This is a genomic window from Streptomyces sp. CA2R106 (genome assembly GCF_037034245.1).
In the GTDB taxonomy this organism is placed as follows: domain Bacteria; phylum Actinomycetota; class Actinomycetes; order Streptomycetales; family Streptomycetaceae; genus Actinacidiphila.
In genome coordinates, this window is the sequence record NZ_JBAGKC010000039.1 from 15,654 (window position 1) to 36,799 (window position 21,146).

At 68.9% G+C, this 21,146-nt stretch carries 20 protein-coding genes and 2 pseudogenes; 12 read left to right on the top strand and 10 right to left on the bottom strand.

All coding sequences use genetic code 11. The annotated features are described in order from the left end of the window. Window positions 1-9: 9 nt before the first annotated feature. Both WA788_RS32490 and WA788_RS32495 read right to left on the bottom strand, forming a co-directional pair. Window positions 10-2,529 carry an FtsX-like permease family protein gene (locus tag WA788_RS32490; RefSeq protein WP_335983683.1) on the bottom strand — a complete coding sequence of 840 codons (2,520 nt, stop codon included), beginning with the start codon at window positions 2,527-2,529 and terminating at the stop codon, window positions 10-12. Then, entirely contained in the window at window positions 2,526-3,344 is an 819-nt protein-coding gene (locus tag WA788_RS32495) for an ABC transporter ATP-binding protein (RefSeq protein ID WP_335983739.1), read from the bottom strand. Before WA788_RS32495 ends, WA788_RS32490 begins: the two co-directional genes overlap by 4 nt. Window positions 3,345-3,702: 358 nt before the next feature. Here WA788_RS32495 and WA788_RS32500 point away from each other — a divergent pair, with 358 nt between their 5' ends. After that, window positions 3,703-3,900 carry a hypothetical protein gene (locus WA788_RS32500; RefSeq protein WP_335983685.1) on the top strand — a complete coding sequence of 66 codons (198 nt, stop codon included), beginning with the start codon at window positions 3,703-3,705 and terminating at the stop codon, window positions 3,898-3,900. A gap of 693 nt (window positions 3,901-4,593) precedes the next feature. Here WA788_RS32500 and WA788_RS32510 read toward each other — a convergent pair. Beyond that, complete coding sequence (locus WA788_RS32510) at window positions 4,594-5,235, bottom strand: TetR/AcrR family transcriptional regulator (RefSeq protein ID WP_335983687.1); 642 nt, start codon at window positions 5,233-5,235, stop codon at window positions 4,594-4,596. Window positions 5,236-5,703: 468 nt separating this feature from the next. Here WA788_RS32510 and WA788_RS32515 point away from each other — a divergent pair, with 468 nt between their 5' ends. Both WA788_RS32515 and WA788_RS32520 read left to right on the top strand, forming a co-directional pair. Next, window positions 5,704-6,954 carry a sensor histidine kinase gene (locus WA788_RS32515; RefSeq protein ID WP_335983689.1) on the top strand — a complete coding sequence of 417 codons (1,251 nt, stop codon included), beginning with the start codon at window positions 5,704-5,706 and terminating at the stop codon, window positions 6,952-6,954. Continuing rightward, entirely contained in the window at window positions 6,951-7,625 is a 675-nt protein-coding gene (locus WA788_RS32520; RefSeq protein WP_335983691.1) for a response regulator transcription factor, read from the top strand. Before WA788_RS32515 ends, WA788_RS32520 begins: the two co-directional genes overlap by 4 nt. A 425-nt stretch (window positions 7,626-8,050) precedes the next feature. Here the strand turns inward: WA788_RS32520 and WA788_RS32525 are convergent, their stop codons facing one another. Beyond that, a complete protein-coding gene (locus tag WA788_RS32525) occupies window positions 8,051-8,224 on the bottom strand; it encodes a hypothetical protein (RefSeq protein ID WP_335983693.1) in 174 nt (57 codons plus the stop codon). After that, entirely contained in the window at window positions 8,221-8,412 is a 192-nt protein-coding gene (locus WA788_RS32530) for a hypothetical protein (RefSeq protein ID WP_335983695.1), read from the bottom strand. The genes WA788_RS32525 and WA788_RS32530 overlap by 4 nt, the downstream gene beginning before the upstream one ends. Window positions 8,413-8,779: 367 nt before the next feature. On the opposite strand from WA788_RS32530, the gene WA788_RS32535 reads away from it, so the two are divergent. From WA788_RS32535 to WA788_RS36155, 4 genes and pseudogenes are all read left to right on the top strand, one after another. After that, window positions 8,780-9,622 carry a CPBP family intramembrane glutamic endopeptidase gene (locus WA788_RS32535; RefSeq protein WP_335983697.1) on the top strand — a complete coding sequence of 281 codons (843 nt, stop codon included), beginning with the start codon at window positions 8,780-8,782 and terminating at the stop codon, window positions 9,620-9,622. After that, window positions 9,619-10,944 (top strand): sensor histidine kinase, encoded by a 1,326-nt coding sequence (locus tag WA788_RS32540; protein ID WP_335983699.1) that lies wholly within the window; start codon window positions 9,619-9,621, stop codon window positions 10,942-10,944. The genes WA788_RS32535 and WA788_RS32540 overlap by 4 nt, the downstream gene beginning before the upstream one ends. Then, complete coding sequence (locus WA788_RS32545) at window positions 10,941-11,621, top strand: response regulator transcription factor (protein ID WP_335983701.1); 681 nt, start codon at window positions 10,941-10,943, stop codon at window positions 11,619-11,621. The genes WA788_RS32540 and WA788_RS32545 overlap by 4 nt, the downstream gene beginning before the upstream one ends. A gap of 116 nt (window positions 11,622-11,737) precedes the next feature. Further along, a pseudogene (locus WA788_RS36155) lies at window positions 11,738-11,881 on the top strand (transposase); the annotation flags it as partial. A gap of 205 nt (window positions 11,882-12,086) precedes the next feature. Here WA788_RS36155 and WA788_RS32555 read toward each other — a convergent pair. Then, complete coding sequence (locus tag WA788_RS32555) at window positions 12,087-13,100, bottom strand: helix-turn-helix transcriptional regulator (protein WP_335983702.1); 1,014 nt, start codon at window positions 13,098-13,100, stop codon at window positions 12,087-12,089. Window positions 13,101-13,161: 61 nt separating this feature from the next. On the opposite strand from WA788_RS32555, the gene WA788_RS32560 reads away from it, so the two are divergent. Next, the gene (locus tag WA788_RS32560; RefSeq protein WP_335983703.1) at window positions 13,162-13,617 is read left to right on the top strand and encodes a VOC family protein; all 456 of its coding nucleotides are present in this window, start codon (window positions 13,162-13,164) and stop codon (window positions 13,615-13,617) included. 216 nt (window positions 13,618-13,833) lie between these two features. Here WA788_RS32560 and WA788_RS32565 read toward each other — a convergent pair. Beyond that, window positions 13,834-14,310, bottom strand: a pseudogene (locus tag WA788_RS32565) (transposase); the annotation flags it as partial. Window positions 14,311-14,376: 66 nt separating this feature from the next. On the opposite strand from WA788_RS32565, the gene WA788_RS32570 reads away from it, so the two are divergent. Next, window positions 14,377-15,879, top strand: coding sequence for an RHS repeat-associated core domain-containing protein (locus WA788_RS32570; RefSeq protein ID WP_335983706.1), 1,503 nt, complete (start codon window positions 14,377-14,379; stop codon window positions 15,877-15,879). Window positions 15,880-15,960: 81 nt separating this feature from the next. Further along, window positions 15,961-16,776, top strand: coding sequence for a type VI immunity family protein (locus WA788_RS32575; RefSeq protein WP_335983707.1), 816 nt, complete (start codon window positions 15,961-15,963; stop codon window positions 16,774-16,776). 35 nt (window positions 16,777-16,811) lie between these two features. On the opposite strand, the gene WA788_RS32580 is transcribed toward WA788_RS32575, so the two are convergent. Continuing rightward, window positions 16,812-17,261, bottom strand: coding sequence for a hypothetical protein (locus WA788_RS32580; RefSeq protein WP_335983709.1), 450 nt, complete (start codon window positions 17,259-17,261; stop codon window positions 16,812-16,814). Window positions 17,262-17,285: 24 nt separating this feature from the next. Here WA788_RS32580 and WA788_RS32585 point away from each other — a divergent pair, with 24 nt between their 5' ends. Both WA788_RS32585 and WA788_RS32590 read left to right on the top strand, forming a co-directional pair. Next, the gene (locus tag WA788_RS32585) at window positions 17,286-18,518 is read left to right on the top strand and encodes a hypothetical protein (RefSeq protein ID WP_335983711.1); all 1,233 of its coding nucleotides are present in this window, start codon (window positions 17,286-17,288) and stop codon (window positions 18,516-18,518) included. A 414-nt stretch (window positions 18,519-18,932) separates the two neighbouring features. Beyond that, a complete protein-coding gene (locus tag WA788_RS32590) occupies window positions 18,933-19,289 on the top strand; it encodes a hypothetical protein (protein ID WP_335983714.1) in 357 nt (118 codons plus the stop codon). A 75-nt stretch (window positions 19,290-19,364) separates the two neighbouring features. On the opposite strand, the gene WA788_RS32595 is transcribed toward WA788_RS32590, so the two are convergent. Beyond that, window positions 19,365-20,468 (bottom strand): hypothetical protein, encoded by a 1,104-nt coding sequence (locus WA788_RS32595; protein WP_335983717.1) that lies wholly within the window; start codon window positions 20,466-20,468, stop codon window positions 19,365-19,367. Continuing rightward, a complete protein-coding gene (locus WA788_RS32600; protein ID WP_335983719.1) occupies window positions 20,465-20,902 on the bottom strand; it encodes a VOC family protein in 438 nt (145 codons plus the stop codon). Before WA788_RS32600 ends, WA788_RS32595 begins: the two co-directional genes overlap by 4 nt. Between the last annotated feature and the right edge of the window lie 244 nt (window positions 20,903-21,146).

Genomic DNA, 21,146 nt, shown 5'->3' on the forward strand with positions numbered 1-21,146 from the left:
GGGCAGGGGCTAGGACTGACGACGTAGCGCACCCCGGCCGGGCAGCATGACCGCGAGCAGCGCCAGGCTGGCGGCGGCACCCGCGAAAGCGCCGTACATCAGAGGGGGGGCGTAGGGCATGGTGCCGGTCATGCCGTGCATCATCGGGATCAGCGTGGTCGCGGCAATGGCGGAGCCGAGGACGATACCGATGCCGGCGACCAGCAGGCTCTCCCACCGGAGCATGGCCAGGACCTGGCGTCGCGTGGAACCGACGAGGCGAAGGGTGACCAGCTCGCGACGGCGGTCGAGGATGGTCATCACCAGGGTGTTCACTGCGGCAACGGCGGCGAACCCGCCGAGGACCGCGGCCATGGTGTTGTTCATCCAGGCGCCGGTCTTGGCATCGAGGCTCTGCTCGGTGGCGTAGCCGGAAGCGTCGGTGACCCGGCCCAGGGCGGACAACGAACGCTGCGAGCCGCCGTTCACCAGCAACGTACTGTCGAAGCCGGACGTGACGTGCTCGGCCAGAGACGCGCGATCCATGGTTATCGCGGCGAGGCCGAGGCCGCGGCTGTAGATCGCGGTGATCTCGGGACTGGCCTCGGTGCCGTCGGGGAGGTACAGCGGAAGCTTGTCACCGACGCCTACGTGTGCCGTGGACGCCAGGCTCTTGTCGACAGCGATATGCCCCGCACCGATCCGGTTGAGACTGCCTTCCGTCACACCCAGATCCTGAACCTTGGCGAGTTCGGAGCCGGAACCGGTGACGCCTTGGACCGCGGTGCCCTGGAGTGCCTTGAATTCGCCGGAGCCGGTCGGCACGAGAACCTGCGTGTTCAGTATGCCGACGGCAGTCTCGACGCCGGGTTCATGGGCCGCGCGCCGCACGGAGTCGACGGGGAGCCCGGCGGGGTCGGTGACCACGTGGTCCGCGGTGATGCCGGCCCGCAACTGGGAATCAGCGACGTGGCGTTCGCTGGTATTCATGAAGACCAGCGTTGAGGCGAAGGCCATGGCAAGCACGATCGGGGTGATCGCGGATGCGAGGCGGCGGGAGTTGGCCCGGGAGTTGGCGTCCGCGAGGGAGGCGGCGGGGCCGGCGCCACGCAGCGGCAGGCCGAACAGGACCGCGCACAGCTTGGCCACCAGTGGGCCGAGCAGACCGACGGCGAGCATGAAACACATGACGACACCCAGAGAGGCACCTGCCGCGCCGTCCCCGGTCGAACCGGCGGCGACGCCCGCGAGGACCGCGCCTCCGACCAAGGTGGCCAGGCCAAGGACAGTACGGATCACACCGGGTCGCAGTCGCTCGACCGAGGCTTCCGACAGCGCTTGCCCGGGCTTGATCTTCGCGGGTCGGCGTCCGGCGATCCATCCAGCACCGAGCGCGGTGAGCAGCCCGGTACCGACAGCGATGAGAAGCGGGATGGCGGAGACGTGTATCTGGACGGCGTCAGGGATCGCGCCGCGGCCTTTCAGCTGTCCGAACCACCAGTGTGCGAGTCCGATACCGGGCAGGGTGCCCAGTATTCCGGCGAGCGGGGCGACGAGGAGTGCTTCGGACGCGACCGCGCGGCGGATCTGACGCGGCGTGGCTCCGATGGCACGCAGCAGTGCGTACTCCCTGGCTCTCTGAGACACGGACAGGGCCACGGTCCCGGCCGCGGTGAAGATCGCGACGATGGTGGCGATACCCCCGAAGGGGCCACCGATGCCGAAGAGGGTGTCCTTGGCGTAGGCCAGGCCCGGATCTTCGACGGCCCCGCGGTCGTCACCCGTGTGCACCTGGGCACCCGAGCCGGCAAGGGCCTTCTTCACGGAGTCCGCGAGGGCGCCGGTATCGGTCCCGCCCTTCGCGAGCACGGCGATGGCGTCCGCTTTGCCCGGGTGGCCCGCGAGTACGGGCGCCTGAGCGTCAGAGAACCAGACAGTGGCGTCCCCTGGGCCGAAGTCCCGGGCAGTGTCCGCGGCTGTGGCCCTGGCGATCCCGGCAACGCCGAAGTCCTGTTGCCCGGCGGCGGTCCGCAGCGCGATGGTGTCTCCGACGGAGACTTTCGCGGCGCGCGCCGTACCAGGGTCAAGGACCACCTCGCCGTTGCCGGGAGCGCTGCCCCTGGCCAGCGTGCTGCCGGTGAAGGCGTGCGAGCCCCAGCCGTGCGCCGTCAGCACACCGTCCTCGCCGGCCACGCCATCCAGCGCCCGCACAGGGAACGTGAAATCGGGCACCGCCGCCTTCACGCCCGGCGCCGCGACGACCCTGTCCGCGAGACCCGCGTCCAGCCGTGCCGTGTCCGGAAGCGGCACCGCCTCCTTCTCGCGGTCCTCCCCGCTCCCCGTCACGACATACTTGTACTGATCAGCCGCCGCGATGACCGGAGCCCCCGCGTAGCGCTCCGGGGGCACGGAACCGCGCAAGCTGGTCTCGAGCAGGATGCCGCAGGCCGTGACGATCAGTGCGGACATCAGCAGTGCGACGAACGTGCCCGCGAAGGAGGCAGGCTTGAAGCGGACGGCGGCGCGGGCGAGCCCGTTGGGGCGCATCATGCGGGCACCCCCGTCAGCCTGCTCGGACGTGCGGTGAGCAGGGTCATCCGCCGGGCGATCTGGTCCGCCGAACCGCGTTCGAGGTGGTCGGCGAAGGTACCGTCGGCGAGGAAGAGCACGCGGTCGGCCCAGGCGGCCGCGGTCGGGTCATGGGTGACCATGACGACCGTGGCACCCATGCCGTCCACCGCCTGCCTGAGCAGACCGAGAACCTCGGCGGCGGTACCCGTGTCGAGAGCACCGGTGGGCTCGTCGGCGAACACCACGTCGGGACTGGTGACCAGGGCGCGGGCAACAGCCACGCGCTGCTGCTGGCCACCGGACAACTCGCTGGGCCGGCGCCGCGCCTTGTCGGCCAGTCCCACCTGGCCAAGTACCGCCATTGCCTGGCGCCGGTCCTGGCGCTTCCCCGCCAGACGCATCGGCAGCAGCACGTTCTGCTCCACCGTCAGCGACGGCAGCAGGTTGAACGCCTGGAAGACGAAGCCGAGCCTGCTGCGCCGCAGCTCCGTCAGTTCGTTCTCCTTCATGCCGGTGATCTCCGTGCCGCCCAGGCGCACCGATCCCGCCGACGGCCGGTCGAGCCCGGCGGCACACTGCAGGAAGGTCGACTTGCCGGACCCGGACGGGCCCATGACCGCGGTGAAGGTGCCGCGCGGGAGGGCGAGGTCGACACCTGCGAGCGCGTGCACGGTGTTCGCGCCGCGGCCGTACTGCCGACGGACCCCGCGCAGTTCCACGGCGAGGCCGGGCGTTCCCGCCGGAGCCTCCGGCCGATCATCCCGCTTGCGCCGCTTGCCGTTGCGTAGCCTCACGTTCTGCCCTTTCGCAGTCGCCTTGTGGTGGTGAGGTGAGAATGGGCCCTTGCCCGCGCGCAACGCGTCATACTGCGGAGCCATCCGGATGTGCTACCGCGGTAGGGGGTGACACCACAGGGCAGCGGCCGTGCCGGGGCGGCCCCGGAAAGGATCTGCGGCCCTCGCCATCGGTGGCAACCACGATGCCGCGCTCGAACGTGTCCCGGTCTTTACGTCCGGCATCCGCGTCAGAGCCGGGTCCCCGCACCTTCGACGACCCCGGTAGAGGCACACCCGATCCTGGCGGTGGGCCGCCATATCAACGCAGCCAAGGAGACTGACGCCCGAGTTGGGGACACCACCGGAAGGGGCCGTGATGCGGTACATCGACCGCCGCCCGGGCACCACGGTGGGCGCGGCAGCCGAGAACCTTCGGCGGCTACGTGACACTTGGACCCGCCTGCTCGATGGAACGGTTACCGACGCCGAGGAGGTCGACACGTTGATCGCGGCTCTGCGGAACATCGAGACCCGGCTCGTCGCTCAATCTCGCATTGCCACCAGCCAGCCGTGACCAGCGATGCCGCCGCGACCATTAACGCGGCTACCGGATCACACGCCTACCAGGTCTCCGCTTGGCTCCACACCAACACCGGAGACCTCATCGAGGTAGACACCAAGGACTGTCTCCGCGTGACCACCGCACCCACCTGGTCCGGTACCGAAGGCTCACTGCGCGACCGTGCGACGCCCGGCTGGGAGGTCGGCCAGTTCTACCGGGGCTGGGCGAGGAAGGGATACGCGGAGGAGCTTGCCGCCTACGCCGACGCATGGCCATCCTCGCGGGACAGGACGAAGGCCCCTGGGCCGGTCTCTCCGCGCTCCTCATGGACTTCGACGGTGTCATCATCGACTCCGAGTACGCCCACTACCTCGCGTGGCGTGAGGCATTCGGCGAGTACGGCCTGCGGCTTGCCACCGACGTCTGGGCCCGACACTGGGCCCAAGGACGCGGGCCCACCGCCGATCCCAAGCCACCGTTCACGGACGCACTCGCGGCCCGGCTGGGAAGACCACTCGACGCCCCGGCCGCCCTCACCGCCCAAGTGCGGGAGCACTACATTGGGTTGCGCGATGCCCTGCCTCTCCGCCCGGGAATCGCAGCATGGCCCGGACATCTTCCCCGCCGAGATCACCAACCCGTGCTCGGCCAGGCTGCGTTGGAGTTCGGATGCCTTCCAGACTCGCCCGCGCCGGCCTCGGAATGTCAGGAGCGCGCTGGTATCCCCGGGAGAAGCAGTCGGACGCTTGCGGCGATGCGGTCGAGGTCGATATCGGTGGCGAGGGCGGCCTCATCGGGGTGTTCGGCGATCGGTTTCCGGGTGCCGAGCAGGCCCTGTACCAGTTCGGGGTAGACCGTCACGCCAACGAGGATCTCGGCCGTCTCCCGTGCCCCCTCCTGCGTCAGGCCCCACGTCCGGGAGACGTATGCGCCGATGCGCACCGTGGGAGCTTCGAAGACCGCCTCGTAGTAGCCAGACGCGATCTCGGGCACCCTCTCGGCCTCGGCGATCCCCATCCGGAGCGTACGCAGGGACGAGGACCACAGCAGCAGCTGCAGCAGCCGCTCGCAGTAGCGCACCAGGGCCTCGGCCGGATCGGCCCGCTCCGTGGTGACGTAGCGCTCCGGCGAGCCCAGACGGTCGAGGTAGAGCTCGCGCACCAGGTCGACCACCCCGGCGAAGAGGACATCTTTGCTGGGGAAGTGCGCGTAGAGCGAGCGCTTGGAGGTCTTAGCCCGCTGGGCTACGACATCCATCGAGGTGCGCTCGAAGCCGGCCTCAAGGAACACGTCCTTCGCTGCCATGAGGATGTGCTCGCGGAGCTTCTCGCCTCGTCGTGCCCCCATGGTGGCCCCTTCTCAAAGTAGACGGCAGAGTAAAGTTTACGTGCTCCAACCGCACGGAGGAATCTCCGTGATCGTCGTCCCCCCCGGCCAAGATCACGGGGCGCTCCAGGTCCGGGCAGGTGGAACAGCCTCTCGGCGTTTCCGGAGGCGACCTTGAGGCGATCCTCGGATTCCGGGAGGGCGCGACGAATCCTTCGGCCGCTGCGGCATCGCGAAGTTCGTTCGACGAAATCCGCGGGTGGGAGGAGACGGGGCGCACAGCCGGGCCGCAGTGGCGAAAAGTTCTCCGGGCGGGAGGTTGCGTCCTTGGAAGCGGTGTAGCGGGTTGGACCTGATCCGGGGGTTTGTCCTGGCGTCTGGGTTGGTTCGCGGCAAGGGGGCGCGGTGGCCACCGTACTGTTGTGCGGGTCCGCCTGGTGGCCACGCGTTCCGTGACGGACTCTTGTCGCAGGTAAGAAGATGGGGCTCATGACCTCAGTGAGAGAACGTCCGCCCGCCCTGTTCGCGGGGGCCACCCGTTGGTGGGTGCGACTGCTGCCGTGGGCGGTGGCGTTCGTGCTGAGTGTCGCGCTGCTGCCCACCACCGTCGTGGTCCTCACCGCTGACTACGGCCTGAACGGCGCCGTCGCGAGCACGCTGGCCGTCGCTCAGGCGGCGCCATTACTGCTCGCCGTCGTCCGGCCGTTGGCCGCTTGGTATGTGATCTTCGTAGCGGATGTGGTCGGAGCACTCGCACTGCTCACTGTCCACTTCGACGAGCGGCTGCTGTGGCCGTTCCCGCCCATGCAGATCGTCGGGTACATCGGCCTGTGCCTCGCTCTGGGCCTGCGTGAGCAGCGCAGGACGTTGCTGCTGGTATGGCTGGCGACGGTGGCCGCCAACGTCGGCATGGAGTTCGTGGTGCCTGACGGCATGAGCGGCGACGGCACACTGCTCACTATCCTCAGCGGCGTCGCGCTCCTGCTCGGGGGAGTGATTCGTGAGCGACAAGAGGTGCAGCGCAGGCTTGCCGAGCAGGAGACCATCAGCGAGGCCGAGCGGGGCCGCAGGACGCTGCTGGAGGAACGCGCCCGCATCGCACGCGAGCTGCACGACGTGGTGGCCCACCACATGTCCGTCATCACGGTTCAGGCCGACACCGCGGAATACCGCCTCGCGTCGCTGTCGCCCCCGGTACGGGAGGAGTTCACGTCCATCGCGGCGACCGCCCGGGACTCCCTCGCCGAAATGCGGCGGCTCCTCGGCGTCCTGCGCAACGAGGAGGCCCAGGGCGAGCTCGTGCCGCAGCCGGGCCTGGCAGAGATCGGGCAGTTGGTGAAGGCGACGGCGAGGACCGGCGCACCGGTGGACTTCACCCGCTGCGACACCTCCCGCTACGCCGAGGTGCCCGAGGCGGTGGGGCTCTCCGCGTACCGGATCGTCCAGGAGGCCCTCGCGAACGTCGTACGGCACGCGCCGGGAGCCGTGACCCACGTGTCGCTGTCGGTGCCGCCGCCCGCCGACGGCGAGGGCGGGCCCAGGCTCACCGTCCTGGTAGTCAACGACCCGCCGCCCGAGCCGCCCGCCCGGCCGCTCGAAACGGGCGGCACCGGGCACGGACTCGTCGGCATGCGTGAGCGGGTGCGGCTTGTCTCCGGCACTCTTGACGTAGGGCCGCTGTCAGACGGCGGCTTCCGCGTCGCCGCACATCTTCCCCTCATTCAAGAGGACTTCACATGATCACGCGCGTCATCATCGTCGACGATCAAGCCATGGTGCGAGCCGGATTCGCCGCACTGCTGGCTGCGCAGAGCGACATCGACGTGGTGGGCGAGGCTTCCGACGGCGCGCAGGGCGTCGAGCTGAGCCGGAGTACGCATCCAGACGTCGTACTGATGGACGTGCGGATGCCCGAGATGGACGGCCTGGAGGCCGCGCGCCGGCTGCTGGCGCCACCGCCGGGGGGCACCCACCGGCCGCGGGTCCTGATGCTCACCACCTTCGATGTCGACGACTACGTCTACGAGGCGCTGCGAGCGGGCGCGAGCGGCTTCCTCCTGAAGGACGCGCCCCCCGCCGACCTCGTCGCCGCCGTACGGGTGGTGGCCTCGGGCGAGGCTCTGCTCGCCCCCTCCGTGACGCGCCGCCTCATCGAGGACTTCGCCAGGCAGCGTCCTGTGTCCCGGGGCAAACCCGACCTCCGGCTCAACGGCCTGACGGAACGCGAAACCGAGGTCCTCACTCTCGTGGCCCGCGGCCGGTCCAACACGGAGATAGCCCAAGCGCTGGTGCTGGCCGAGCAGACGGTCAAGACCCACGTGAGCCGCGTCCTCACCAAGCTCAACCTGCGCGACCGCGCCCAGGCGGTCGTCTTCGCATACGAGTCAGGGCTCGTCGCTCCGGGGGAGTAGGCCGACCACCGTCCTCGTCGCCACGCCTCCAGCCCAGGTGCTCGGTGACGGCGCCGGACACGTACCCAAGGGAGGCCGGGTCGGTGATCGCTTCCATGGGCTGGAGGCGGGGCCGCTGGATGCCGTAGCCGTGGGCGATGGTGGTGGTCTGCCGCTCGCCAAGGCTGTCGACCACGAGTACGGCGGATTCCTCTCAACCGGAGGCGGCGAAGGCTGTGAGCTGGTGGGCTCGGTGGTGAAGCCGACGAGTTCACCGTCCACGAGGAGGGCGGCCGACGAATCGTGGGTGTACGTGGCGGCGCGATAGCGCCCCCGGGAGGACGCCTTCGTCGGCGAACAGCCGCAGCCGGTTGTCGTAGTCGAAGATCCACGGCGCGTCGGATCCGGACAGGTGCCAGACCGTCTCGCGAGGGCGAAGGCCGGATTCACGATGCGGGCGGGGCGTAGAGCAGGCGGGCACGCGGCTGGGTGAGCAGCAGGTACACGTCGCGGACTTCGTGGGTGGCCATGCCCCGGGGACTGATCTTCTCGCCGGATTTGGCCAGCGTGACGGCGCCGGAGAACAGCTCGGCGATGCTGTCGGCCGTGAGGGATGTCATCGGGCGGATGCTCCTTCGCCCTTGGGCGACACAGCGGCGCCCGGGTGGTGGTGGGTGGAGTCGTCGGCCCTCGGGCCGGAGGTGGCGCGGTCGGTGATGAGCCGGGCGATCCGAGCGGCGCTGTCTCCGCGCCACCGGCAGACCGCGGCCAGGGCCGCCTCGGCAAGTCCGTCCAGGAGGAGGTCCACGTGGGACTTGAGGTGACCGGGGTTGAAGGGCTGGCATGCCCACACCGCGATCCGGGTCGGCCCACGTCGGCCCCCCGAAGCGAGCAGCTTCTCCAGGTACCACCGCTGTGCTTGGCGGCTTAGTACTCCAGCAGGATTTCGGTGTCTGACCTGCTGGAGTACTAGGCCCGATACTCCCGAAGCTACGGGCAGGTGCCAATTCTGGGTGACGTCCCGCCCCCTGTCCCCCGTACGAGCTACAAGCGAGTGTCCACTGCACGGTGACGATTCCCCAACATCGAATCCGTAGTGTTCGAATCACCGCGGAACGCCGGGCCGCGGACCGGAGAAGGAACCGGAGTCGGAACCGGCAAGGGGAGTCCACGTCATGAAAGCCTGGAAGGTAGCCCTGCAGGTAGTTGTCGTCTTCGCGGTCTACGCGGCGTGCGGCGGCCTCACCAACGGGGTGAAGGACAACCCCTGGCTCTCGCTCCTGGTGGGCGCCCTCACCGTGGTCGTGATGACCTTCATCTACCGGTGGGCCGTGCGGCGCACCGAGAACCGCGAGGTGACCGAACTGCGGGGGAAGGAAGCGACGAGCGCGACCAGCTGGGGCCTGGTCTTCGGCACGCTGATGTTCCTCTGCGTCATCGGCAACATTTACTTCCTCGGTGACTACAAGGTCCACGGCATCGACTCGGTGAGCGGGGCCATCGGGCTGATCGGCTTCATGGCGGCCGCCGCCTCGACGGAGGAGATCATCTTCCGCGGACTGCTTTTCCGGCTGCTGGAACGCGGCACGGGCACGTACGTCGCCCTGGTACTGTCCGGCCTCGTGTTCGGCGCCATGCACCTCCTCAACGACGACGCCACCGTTGCCGGCGCCCTGGCCATCGCCATCGAGGCCGGCGCCATGCTCGCCGCCGGTTACGCCGCCACCCGCAACCTGTGGCTGCCGATGGGCGTGCACTTCGCCTGGAACTTCATGGAGTCCGGCGTCTTCAGCACCCAGGTCTCGGGCAACGGCGACACCCACGGTCTGCTGGACGCCACCCTGTCGGGCAACCATCTGATCACGGGTGGCGAGTTCGGTCCCGAGGCGAGCATCTACTCGGTGGTCTTCGGCACGCTGCTGACGGTCTGCTTCCTGGTCGTGGCCCACCGCCGCGGCAACATCGTCCCCCGGCGCCGTGCCGAGCGCGTCGGCACCCTCGCGGCGCTCGCCCGATGACGGAACAGCGATCCGCCGGTTCGCCGGAGCACTGGACGGACGGAGCCGGACACCGCGAGAGCGGTGCCGGGCACCGGCCGACCGGGCTCCGGCTCCGGCCGTTGGTGAACCGGGCCCGCCTGGACGGCATCCGACACCGTCTGGACAGCACCCGGAAGCGGCTCGGTGGAGTCTGGTACCGGCTGGACGTCGTCGTCCGGGACCTTCCCTTCGGGCTCCTCCTCCTGATCGGTTCCTTCCTCCCGGCGCTCCGCAGCCACGGAACGGTCATCGGGGGCGTCCCCGATCGCCCGCACGACGCGGTGGCCGTCGTGGTGATCCTCCTCGAGAGCCTGCCCCTGGCGGTGCGCCGACGGTGGCCGGCCCTCTCCCTGGCCCTGGTGTCCGGCGGGTTCGCCGTCGACGAGCTCCTCGGTTACCACACCTTCGCGGCCACCGCGATGGGCGTTGTGCTGCTGAGCACCGGCTCGCACCTGGAACGGCACCGCCGGAGCTTCGTGGCCGGCCTCACCGTGGCGTACGTGGCGCTGGCGGTGGGCCTCTCCCACCTCGGCACAGGCGAGAGCGCCACGGAGTTCACGACCTTCTACATGGCGCTGGGCCTGGCCTGGGGCGCCGGAAGCTGGCTGCGCACCACCCGGCAGGCGGAGGCCGAACGCCACAAGCGGGTCGCGGTGGAGATACGGAACGCCGAACGCACCCGGATAGCGAGGGAGTTGCACGACGTCGTGACCCACCACGTGACGGCGATGGTGGTGCAGGCGGAGGCTGCCCGCTATCTGACCGCCGCGCCCGAGCGGCTGGAGCAGTCCCTGAGCGCCGTCTCCGACACCGGGCGCCGGGCGATCACCGATCTGCGGCACCTGCTGGACCTTCTCAACCCCGATCACGGCACCGGGAACGGCAGCGATGCCGCGGCCGAGCCGAGGACACCGGCCGTCGGCCGCGTCCTGACCCTCGTGGAGCAGACCCGCCGGGCGGGCCAGCCGGTGGAGTTCACCGAGGAGGGCACCCCGCCGGAGTCCACCGGCAGTTCCGACCTCGTGGCCTACCGGGTGGTGCAAGAAGCACTCACCAACGCCCTCAAATACGCTCACGGCAGCCGCACTTCGGTCACCATGCGGCACGGCGAGAGAGAGATCACCGTGGAGGTCAGCACGGACGGCACCGGCTCACGGGCCGCCGCCGTCGGTGGCAGCGGACGGGGGCTGGCCGGTCTGCGCGAACGGGTCGACGTGCTCGGCGGGGACTTCAGCGCGGGCGCCGTCGCGGGCGGCGGCTTCGTCGTCCGGGTGCGGATACCGGCCGGGGGCCGCTCGTGAACACACCTCCGCCGTCCGGGTCCGCGCCGACCCGGGTGCTCGTCTGCGACGACCAGGCGCTGATCCGCATGGGCCTGGTCACCATCATCGACGCCCAGCCCGACATGGAGGTGGTGGGCGAGTGCGGTGACGGCCGGAAAGGAGTCGACCTCGCCCGCGAGCTCGACCCGGGCGTCGTGGTCATGGACATCCGCATGCCGGTCCTCGACGGCCTTCAAGCCACCCGCCTGCTGGCGGGGGCCGGGGTCGCCCACCCCGTCAAGGTCCTCGTGGTCACCACGTTCAACCTCGACGAGTACGTCTACGATGCGCTGCGCGCCGGAGCGAGCGGCTTCCTCCTCAAGGACGCCCCGCCCGACCACCTGCTGCACGGCATCCGCACGGTCGCCATGGGCGCGGCGCTCCTCGACCCCGAGGTCACCCGCCAGCTCGTCGGCCGGTACGCGACCCGCATCCGCCCCACCGACGGCGCCCCCGAGGACATTCCGCTCACCCCCCGCGAGCTGCAGGTGCTGCGGCTGATCGCGGACGGCCTGTCCAACAGCGAGATCGCCGCCGCCCTCGTCATCAGCCAGGAGACGGTGAAGACGTTCGTCTCCCGCATACTCACCAAGCTGAACCTGCGCGACCGCGTCCAGGCGGTCGTCTACGCGTTCCGTCACGGCCTGGCGAGCTGAGCCCCCACGGGCCTGGACGGCCGGGGGCCAGGATCTTTCGTCCGGATCAGGCCGGATCAGGGAGCGGAGTCTGGTGCCGTGCATCGCAAGGCGGAGGAGGGCGGCAGGGCGGAGCCCTGACAACCGACGACAACGCGGCGAGGGGGACTGCCGGCAAGAACGGTGGCAACTCCCGTAACGGCACACGCTCCAAGACGGTGCTGACCGATGTCGGTCCGGTGGAGACAGCCGTGCCCCGCGACCGGGACGGCTCGCCTGCATGTCACAAGCCCGTTGGCATACCGCCCACCGCCTGCTCCAGACCCGCCTGCCACCGTGCGCGCCATGGCCGGTGCACCCAAGGGCACCGACTGCCTGGAGCCGTTGGGTGTCGACCGCTGGCGGAGTCTGGGGCAGGCAGCCCGCGATCAGGTCGTCCTGGCCGCGGGCGGCATCGAGTCGTTCCTCGTCGTCGGTGACTTCGCGTTACTCGGCGGAGCGTTCAGCCAGTCGGCGTCCGAGTGCGATAACCACCGCTTTGAGGGCTTCCGGCTGTTGGATGATGAAGGGCCGGTCCAGCATGGCGAGTGTGCCGGCGACCCACTCGAGGCGTTCCGCCCGCAGAAACACCTGCAGCCAGTCATGACCGTCCGCAGCATCGGGAGGAGACGCCGGCGCGACTGACCCGAGCGTTTCCGGAATCCAGCGCCGCACATGGGCCGGATCAGCGCGGATGAGCACGGAGACGTCGTATCGCGAAGGTGCCGCCGACAGTGGTCCCAGCACCTGGGCCACTGGGTCGATGTTCGCGGGCGCTTCAAAGGTGCCTGGCAGCAGTCGCAGATCGGCCATCCTGTCCAGGCGGTAGGTACGCTGCGCCTGGCGGTCGGTGTCGAAGCCGGTGAGGTAGAGCAGGTTTTGGTACGCCACGATGCCGTGCGGCTGTACGTGCCGGGTAGCCGCATGGCCCTGACGCGTCCGGTACGCGAACGCCACCGGGCGCTGGTCCCGTGCTGCCTCAGCCAGACCGAGCAGCGTCTGAGCGCCTTCGTCAGCACCAGGATGAGCTTCGGCGCCTTCGTCTTCTGCGCCCGGGTGTCGCTCACCGGTGAAGTCCACTGCCCGGAGTACCGCGTCGATGCGGCGGGCGAGCGCGGCAGGCAGTACTCGGCGCACCTTCGCCGTGGCCGTCTCCACCGCCAGCGGGGTTACCGGACCACTGGGCGCATGTTGGTTGACCAGCAACGCCCACACCACGGCAAGGCCTTCCTCGTCGTTCAGCATCAGCGGCGGCATGCGGTAGTGGCGGGCCAGACGGTAGCCGCCGTACCGACCGCGAACCCCGTCCACCGGAATGTCCATTTCGCGCAGCTGCTCGACATAGCGACGCACGGTGCGCTGATCGACTCCGAGGCGCTCGGCGAGGTCGGCAACAGTGCGGGTTCCCCCTGTCTGCAGCAACTCCAGCAAGGCGAGAACGCGTGCGGTCGGTCGGGTCATACCTGCGATGATGAAGGATTTACGGACGGAATATGACCTGTATTCCTTCTAAGGTGACCACATGACCGCCTCAGCAGCAGTGCAGCTCGCCTCCGTCCGTCTCGTCACCGATGACATTCCGCGGCTCGTCCGCTTCTACAAGGTGCTCACCGGTGCGACCCCGCAGTACCTCACCGAGGATTTCGTCGAACTGGTGACACCCTCGGCCACCGTCGCTGTCAGCGGCTCCGCCCGCGTCGCTTTCATCACCCCCAACACGCCTCGTGGGGGCGCAAACAACAGCGCGATCATCGAGTTCCTCGTCGACGACGCCAACGCCGTCTACGAGAGGCTTGCGACCGATTTCGGCGACGATCTTGATGTCGTTCAGCCTCCGACCATGATGCCGTGGGGTAATCTGTCGGCTCTTGTCCGCGACCCCGACGGATCCCTTGTCAACCTCTACACGCCAGTCACCCCCGAGGCATGGCAGCTTCAGCGCAACCGGACGCCGAAGCCACCGCACGCAGGCATGTAAAGCGAGCGGTGCAGCCGGCGACGGTACCGGCGGCGCGGCGGGCCTGATGGAGGTGGTCGGGCGAGCGCGTCCTGCTGATCGGTCCGGGTCCTGCGGGTTGCCGGGCGCACCACCCGTGACTCCGGCTACGAGCCCTCTTCGGAAAGCCCGAACCCGCGACCGGTCACGTCCGTGGGAGTGGTGTATCGACGGCCACTCGGTGATCTCGTTGTGAGGCTATGCGGTGAGTGCGGTCGGCAGGTCCATCTTGTCGGTTTGTGACTCGTTCGGGGTGGGGCGGGTTTTGGCGAGCAGGTCGCGGCTCATGTAGCGGCGGGCTTCGGTCCATTCGTCGTTCTGCTCGGCCAGGACTGCGCCGATCAGGCGGATGACGGCGGTGCGGTCGGGGAAGATCCCGACGACGTCGGTGCGGTGGCAGATCTCCTTGTTCAGGCGTTCTTGGGGGTTGTTGGAGCAGATCTGCCGCCAGATCTCACGGGGGAACGCGGTGAAGGCCAGCAGATCGGCCTGGGCTGTGTCGAGGTGCTCGGCGGCCTTGGGGAACTTGGTCTCCAGGGCGTCCAGGACGTGCCGCATCTGGGCCTGGACCGCGTCGGTGTCGGGCTGCTCGAAGACGGTTCGCAGCAAAGTCGCCACCCAGGGCTGGGCAGATTTCGGGACCTGGCTCAGCAGATTCCTCGCGTAGTGAAGCCGTCAAGAATCAACCTGTCGGTGTGTTGTCCTCGTTGTGGGCGGCGGCAAGGTTCCCAGCCGCACACGTTGACCAGTTCCACTACGACCACCCCCACCGGCACCACCACCAACTCCTACGGATACGACGCCGCCGGCGACACCACCACCCGAGACCTCAACGGAACCACACAGAGTCTCCTTTGGGACGACGAGGGCCACCTCGCCTCGGACGAACTGGCCGACGGCACCACCGCCTCGTACCTGTACGACGCAGGTGGTAACCGCCTGCTGACCCGCGACGCCACCGGCACCACCCTCTTCCTCGGCGACACCGAACTCCATCTCGACAAGGGCACCACCAGCGTCACTGCCACCCGCTACTACACCTGGCTCGGTCAGACCATCGCGCTCCACACCGCTGGCGGCGACCTTCAATGGGTCCTGGACGACGCCCACAACACCGCCATCACCCAGATCGACTCCGCTACTCAAGCCGTCACCTACCGCCGCACCGACCCCTTCGGCAATGACCGTGCCACCACCATGGGCCCCTGGGCCGGTGACCACGGCTTCGTCGGCGGCGTTCAGGACACCACCACCGATCTCACCCACCTCGGTGCCCGCGACTACGACCCCACCACCGGCCGCTTCACCTCTCTCGACCCCGTCCTCGAACTCACCGACCCCCAGCAGATCAACGGTTACGCTTACGCCGCCGACAACCCCGTCACCGGTGCCGACCCCGACGGCCTGCAAACCGAAGAATGCGCTACCGGAGAACTCTCATGCAGCCACGGCACCCCTGACCCGCCCGGGAATTCTGGCGACGGAGGTTCCGGCGAAGGCAAGCCGGTGGTCCGGAACGGTGGTAAATCCAATGTGTCTAGCGAGTGCGGCGGTGGGGCCACAGCTAATATGTCGGCCCACGATGCCAGCGTGTGTCAGAGCGGATACGCCGTGCAAGAGTGGGCCAAAGAGAACAAAGTTCACGGATATGTAACCGTTGATATTGGCAAAAGTGGATGGCGTGCGAATTATATCGAAGGTGCGAGTGGAAACGGGAAAGCGGACTTCGGTCAAGCCGACTTGATCCTCTGGACGCCCGACGGGGTTTATATCTGGGAAGTAAAGCCAAATAATGAATACGGTAAGCGCGATGGTCCAATCGATCTAAATCGGTATGTAAGCAAGCTGCAGACTTACATGGATTCGAAGGGTGATGGCCGTGAGGTTTTCCGCGGCCCGGGGGTGGCTGCCAAATCTTTCGTCTCCAATCAAGGTAAGGGGCGAGTATGGTCGGGAGATAGTAATAAATATCCAGGAATGAGATTTTACGGAACGGACAAGAAGCGTACCCGCCGTACGGCGCCACCCGCCCCCGGTGCGTCGCCGAGTGCTACCCCAGAATCGACGGAGTCGCCACAGCCAATGTCCACTCCCAACCCCATGCCGCAGCCGCCGCCGGTGCCCTACGCGGGTGTGGGTGCCACGGGCGGATCGATCCTTGTCGCCGTCGTTGGCGGAGCGCTGAAATCTATCTTCTCCGGCCTGTCCGAGGGGCCAGCCTGCGCCCTCGGCGGTGACTGCTGAGGGGGCCGGGTAAAATGTGGGAAGCACTTCAAGGCTCCCGTGCGTTGTGTCGGTTGTCAGTAGCCAAGAGAGAGAAGAAAAGTGGATCTATATGTCGAGGTGATCATCGACGCGTACGGTGGACGGGGTCGGGGCGCGGTGATTCGGCAGTGGTTCGACTATTGGGAATCCGTGCTCTTCGCAGGGCGTGAAGGGAATGCCGGTGTCCGTTGGTCCGGGGGGGTAGTGCGAACGGCGAACGATCGGTCGGTGAACTTTGTGGACCGGCCCGAGCGGAGGCGGGCTTTCGTAATGGAGTTGTGCGACGCCCCCTTCTGGGCGGAGGCATCGCTGAACACAGACAACGAGGAGCAGCTCACCAGAGTCCGCACGTTTCCATCCATTTTTGACGATCCGAAATACCTTTCACTCTCGGCTACCGTACCCTGCACCGACGATGAGGCGCGTGACGCAGAGTTCTGCTCACAAGTTGCATCGTCGGTGGCGGAGTCGTGCGCAAGTTTGAATCCGGCGTTCGGCAGGGTCGAGCACGGATTCTTCGATGATCGGACCAACCTTGACGTCGGATTGCGGCGGAGGCCAGCGATGTCCGTTCGGGAAAGTAGGAACACCCTGCGGGGCTACGCTTGGGTAACCATTCTTCCCGAAGAGCTGCTCCGCCGTATCGGTGGCACGGCCACCTTGGAAAAAAGCGGGGCATTCTTCCGTGTCTGTCCGCTGCCCGCCGGCGGGGCGATGCTCCAGGCGTCGCCCACCGTGGCCAGTTGTACCGACTCTGTTTTGGAGGCAGTTTTCCGATCCCTTGCTCGCGTCTTGCCCCGTGGTGTCCCGTCTCCGCATGTGGCTTTTCCCGGAGTGCGCTTCATCCCGCAGGACGCGGGTGTGGTGGGTCTTTGAGTCGGTCGGTGAGTACAGAGGTTTTGCAATCGTTGTCAATGACACTGCTCGTTTCGGGACTGCTCGGCAGTGTCAGGTGGCGAGTCAGACCCCTCTGGGAGACGTTCGTGAACATCCTCACTGTCAGTGAAGGCGACAGCCGGGAAGCGACGGCCGTTGATCTGGAGGGCGAGGGAATAGGAGCCCGGGGAGACCTTCCAGCGTGCGGTCGAGCGCAGCGGGTACGACTTGGCGAGCCGCAGCTCCCGCCCCGGCTCGGCGGTGGCACGGCGGAGGAAGGACACCTTCTCCCGTGGCCGGCCGCTTGAATCCGTGGCGGCGAGCACGAGCATCACGTGGATGGGCGCGGGCGCGGTCGCGGTAAGGGCGGCTGAGAAGTTGAGGGCGTCGCCGTCGCGGACTTCGGTGGCCCGGCGCCATTGATCCTGACCTGCCGTACCGACAGCTATCGACGCCTGGCTGAACGGGCCGGCACCTTGACGCACGCGGCGACCGTGTCCCTCGGGGCGATGACCGAGCACCAGGTGCGGCACTACCTGCAGCAGGTGCTGCGTGGACGTCCGGTGGCGGAACAGGAGGCCTGGGCCGAGGTGATCGACCACCTCGATGTGGTGGCCGGCCTCCTGTCCACGCCATGGCGGCTCCACCTGGCCACCACGGTCTACGCAGGCGGCTACGACCCGCGGGGACTGCTCGTCTGCCCGGACGTGGACGCGATGGACCGCATCCTGCTCCCCCGGCTGATTCCCGTGGCCGTTGCCGCCCACCCGGCTCCGGGGTACGACGCGGCGGCCGCGGTGCGATGGCTGACCGCGCTCAGCGGCGCCGGCCGATCGGCAGGGCCGCCACAGGAGGACGTCGGAGGAGCAGCCGACATGGTTCTGCACCGGCTGCCCCCGTACCAGGGAAGTCGGCTGCCCGAGCGCTGCCAGTACATCCTCACGGTGCTCGGCGGACTGGCCGTCATCACACCCTTGGCGGTGCAGATTCTGCGTATCGATAGCTCGGCGTCGCAGGTCGCCGGTGTCGTGGTTCTCGTTCTGGTGAACCTGCTCGGCAGCGGCTTGTCTCGGTTTCCAGGTATGCAGCCGCTGAGGATGGTCTCCCACCGCCGCAGGGTCCGGATCACCCGCGACCGGTTACGGGAGTGGTGCGCCGGTCTGCTGCCCGATCTGCTGCACCTTCTCTTCTTGTGCGGTCTGCCCTCACTCGTGATGCTCGTGACGACGCTGTCGCTCTCCTTCGGTTCAGATTTCGTGAGCGATAAAGAGCGTGTCGAGCTGGTCGCGGTGTGGCTCGGGCTCGGCCTGGGCTCGCCCCTGACGTACGGCATCGTCTGTCTCGCCGCTCTCGCGAGCGCAACCTGGTTCGGGAGCGCCGAGTCGCAACCCGTGCTCCATCCCGGGGCCCCTCTGCGCCACGACCTCGTCCTCACCGCCGTGGTGATGGCGCTGACCGTTCCCTGGGCCTTCCTTCCCCCCGGGCCGGCGACTCTGCTGTCCGCGGTGGCGGTGTACTTCGCGGGCGGGCGTCCCTGGTTGCGCTACGGCATCACACTGCTCCAGTACCGGCGCCACCGGCTGCTGCCGCTGCGCCTGGTCCGCTTTCTCCACTGGGCGCACCGGGCCGGTCTGTTGCGGGTCGCCGGCCCGGCGTACCAGTTCCGGCACGCCGAACTGCGGAACTGGCTCGCCGACGGTGTCCGGGAACCCGGTGCCCGCCCGGGCCGGAGTACCGGGTGACCGCGAGGTGCGCCCTCCGCCACTCGCCGAGCGTCACCCCCGCCCCGCCACACCCACGGGCCGAGGCGGCCCCGACGGACGTGGACGGTCGGCCCCGACGGTCGATGCGGTGGAGCGGCGACTCGCCGACGGCCGGAGCGCGGAGATGCCGGTGGAGGAGCTGTCCCGGGAGACGGGTTCCCCTCGCGGAGGGCCCCGCGGTGAGGAGACGGGGATGTCCAGCGGCGTGGGTGGGCGGTCGCTGTCGGGCCGATGGTGGCTGACTTGGCGGGCTTACCCGGTGGCCGGGCCGGGGCGGACGGCGCGCGCGGAGCGGGCAACGGCGGCCTCGGCCAGACGGGTCGCCGGCGTACGGCCTGCCGCGGTAGCGACGTGGCGGGCGCCGATGATGTGGCTGGTCGCCTGTAGACGGGGTTGGCTTTCGGCCTCGGCAACCCGCAGATCGACCGCCGACCTGGTGATCCGCTCCAGGTCGGAGGAGGCAGGTACCCGCCCCGGCCCCTGGCCGGTGACGCCGCGGTCCGCGGCGCCAAGTACCGCGCGAAGGTCGAGGTGATCGAGGCGGCTCAGCGCGAGGGCCACATCAGCGACGACATCCCGGCCGACCACCTGTTGTTCATGCTCATCGGGCTGGCCGCCTGGTGGTCGAGCGTTCCCCAACTGGCGACCTTCCTCAGCGGCCGGCCGGCGCAGAGCGAGGACGAGATCAGCCGCCGGCGCAGATCGGTCGTGCTCGCGGCCGAGCAGCTCGCACTTCGGCACGGAAGGTGAGCCCTCGCCGCCGGTGAGTCCTCCCCGGTGAGCCCTCCTGGGATCGGCTTCCCGGTGCGGGATGCGGGCCCGCGGTCATGGGGCCTCCCGCAGGAGCCGAAGGGTGTCGAGGAGGCTCTGGTAGATCATGACGCCTTCCTCCCAGGGCGCCGCATGGGGGCCGGTGAGCCGGTGCCCCCGGGCGAGGCGGAGCCCGGCGGCCTCGGCCAGGGTGGCGGTCATCCGCTCGTGCTGGTTCTCCGGTACGAGCTGGTCCTCGGCGCTGTGGTCCAGGACGACCAGAGGCGGCGCGGTGCCCTCGCGGACCCGTGCGGCGATGGACACCGGGTCGAAGCCGGCCGGGCTGGCATCCGCCCAGGCGCCCTTGTCCGCCCCGAACGCCCTGGACAGGAACGCTTCGTAGTCGTCGCGGAGGTGGGCGTGGGAGGTGCCCAGGCCCTCGGCCGTCGCGAGGGCGGGCAGGTCGTACAGGCCGTTGAGGCCGAGCAGCGCGGCAGGGCGGGGCGGCTCGGGCAGGTGGCCGAGACCGTGGTGCCGCGGCGGCTGGAGGACGGACTGCAACGCCAGGCAGGCGCCGCAGCTGTGGCCGGACAGGACGTAGGAGCCGTCGGCGAGGCCGAGGGAGCCGAGCAGGGCCAAGCCGTGCAGTACGTCGCTGACGTGCTGCGGATGGACGGCCTCGCGCGCCGGGTCGGTGTGGTTGTCCTTGATCGCGTCGTAAGGAACGGGAGGGTCCTTCATGACGGGAGGAACGGGGTAGTCGATCTGGGAGACGGTGTAGTTGAGGGACGCGATGGCGGTGACCGGCGGCGCCGCCTCGCCGGTGAGCGCGTCGGCGCGGAACGCGTGGGCGACGGCCGGTTCGATCGAGGCGGAGGTGAGCCGCGGGTCGCGCCAGGCGCCGCCGTGGAGGTGTACGAGGTACCGCGGGTGCCGCACCGCGGCGTCGGCGCCGGGCAGGGACGTGACGGGGGTGCCGATGAGCGCGGCGGTTCGCGGGGTCCGCGGCAGGTAGATGCTGAGGTTCTGGAGCCGGTTGGCGTGGGGGAGGTAGGCGACGTCCTTGGCGGCGACGACCGGGACAGGGTGGTCGAGGTGCGGGCTCGCCACCTCGGCGGGCTGCCAGCGGGCCTGCCTGATGTCCTGGGAGGCGGCGACATCCGCGCGGTCCGGCGTCATGCCTGTGCCTTGCGGCCGGACATCCAGGTGCCGGGGTCGCTGAGTTCGATGATGGTGCCGACGTTGTCGGTCACGAAGGCGATGCGCTGACCGGTCGCCGGTATCTCCATCGGGCCGCCGATCAGCGGCACATCGAGTTCGTGCAGCCGCGAGACCGCCGCGTCGAGATCCGCCACAGCGAGGCAGAAGTGGTGCAGGCGCGAGGTGTGCATGCTCGTGAGGATGGTGGTCGGAGGCGTGGTCCGGTCCGCCGCGCCCGCGAGAAGCTCGATCTTGACGTCACCGGCGGTGAGGAAGACGAACGTCGTGCCATGTGCCTCGAACCGCTGCTCGACGGCGAAACCGAGGGTGCGCGAGTACCACGCGATGGTGGCGTCGAGGTCCTCGGGCGTGACGGTGATGCCCACGTGGTCGTGGGCGAACGTGAAGGTCATGTCCGCAAGAGTGCTCGGTCGCAGGTCCGCCAACCAGGGAGAGCGGTTCGGTGGGACAGCCGCTACCACCTTCAGGGTCCTGCCGGGGGCGAAAACCCGGCGCCGGGGTGCGGAGACGGGCGTACTTGCTGGTCACAGCGCACCGGCGCGGATCTGCGGCCCGTGCGCCCCCTGCGTCCCAGGAGCCTCGGGTGTCATCCGGTGCGCTGCGGGTAGCCGCAGCACGTTGCCCGGTTTCGCCGAA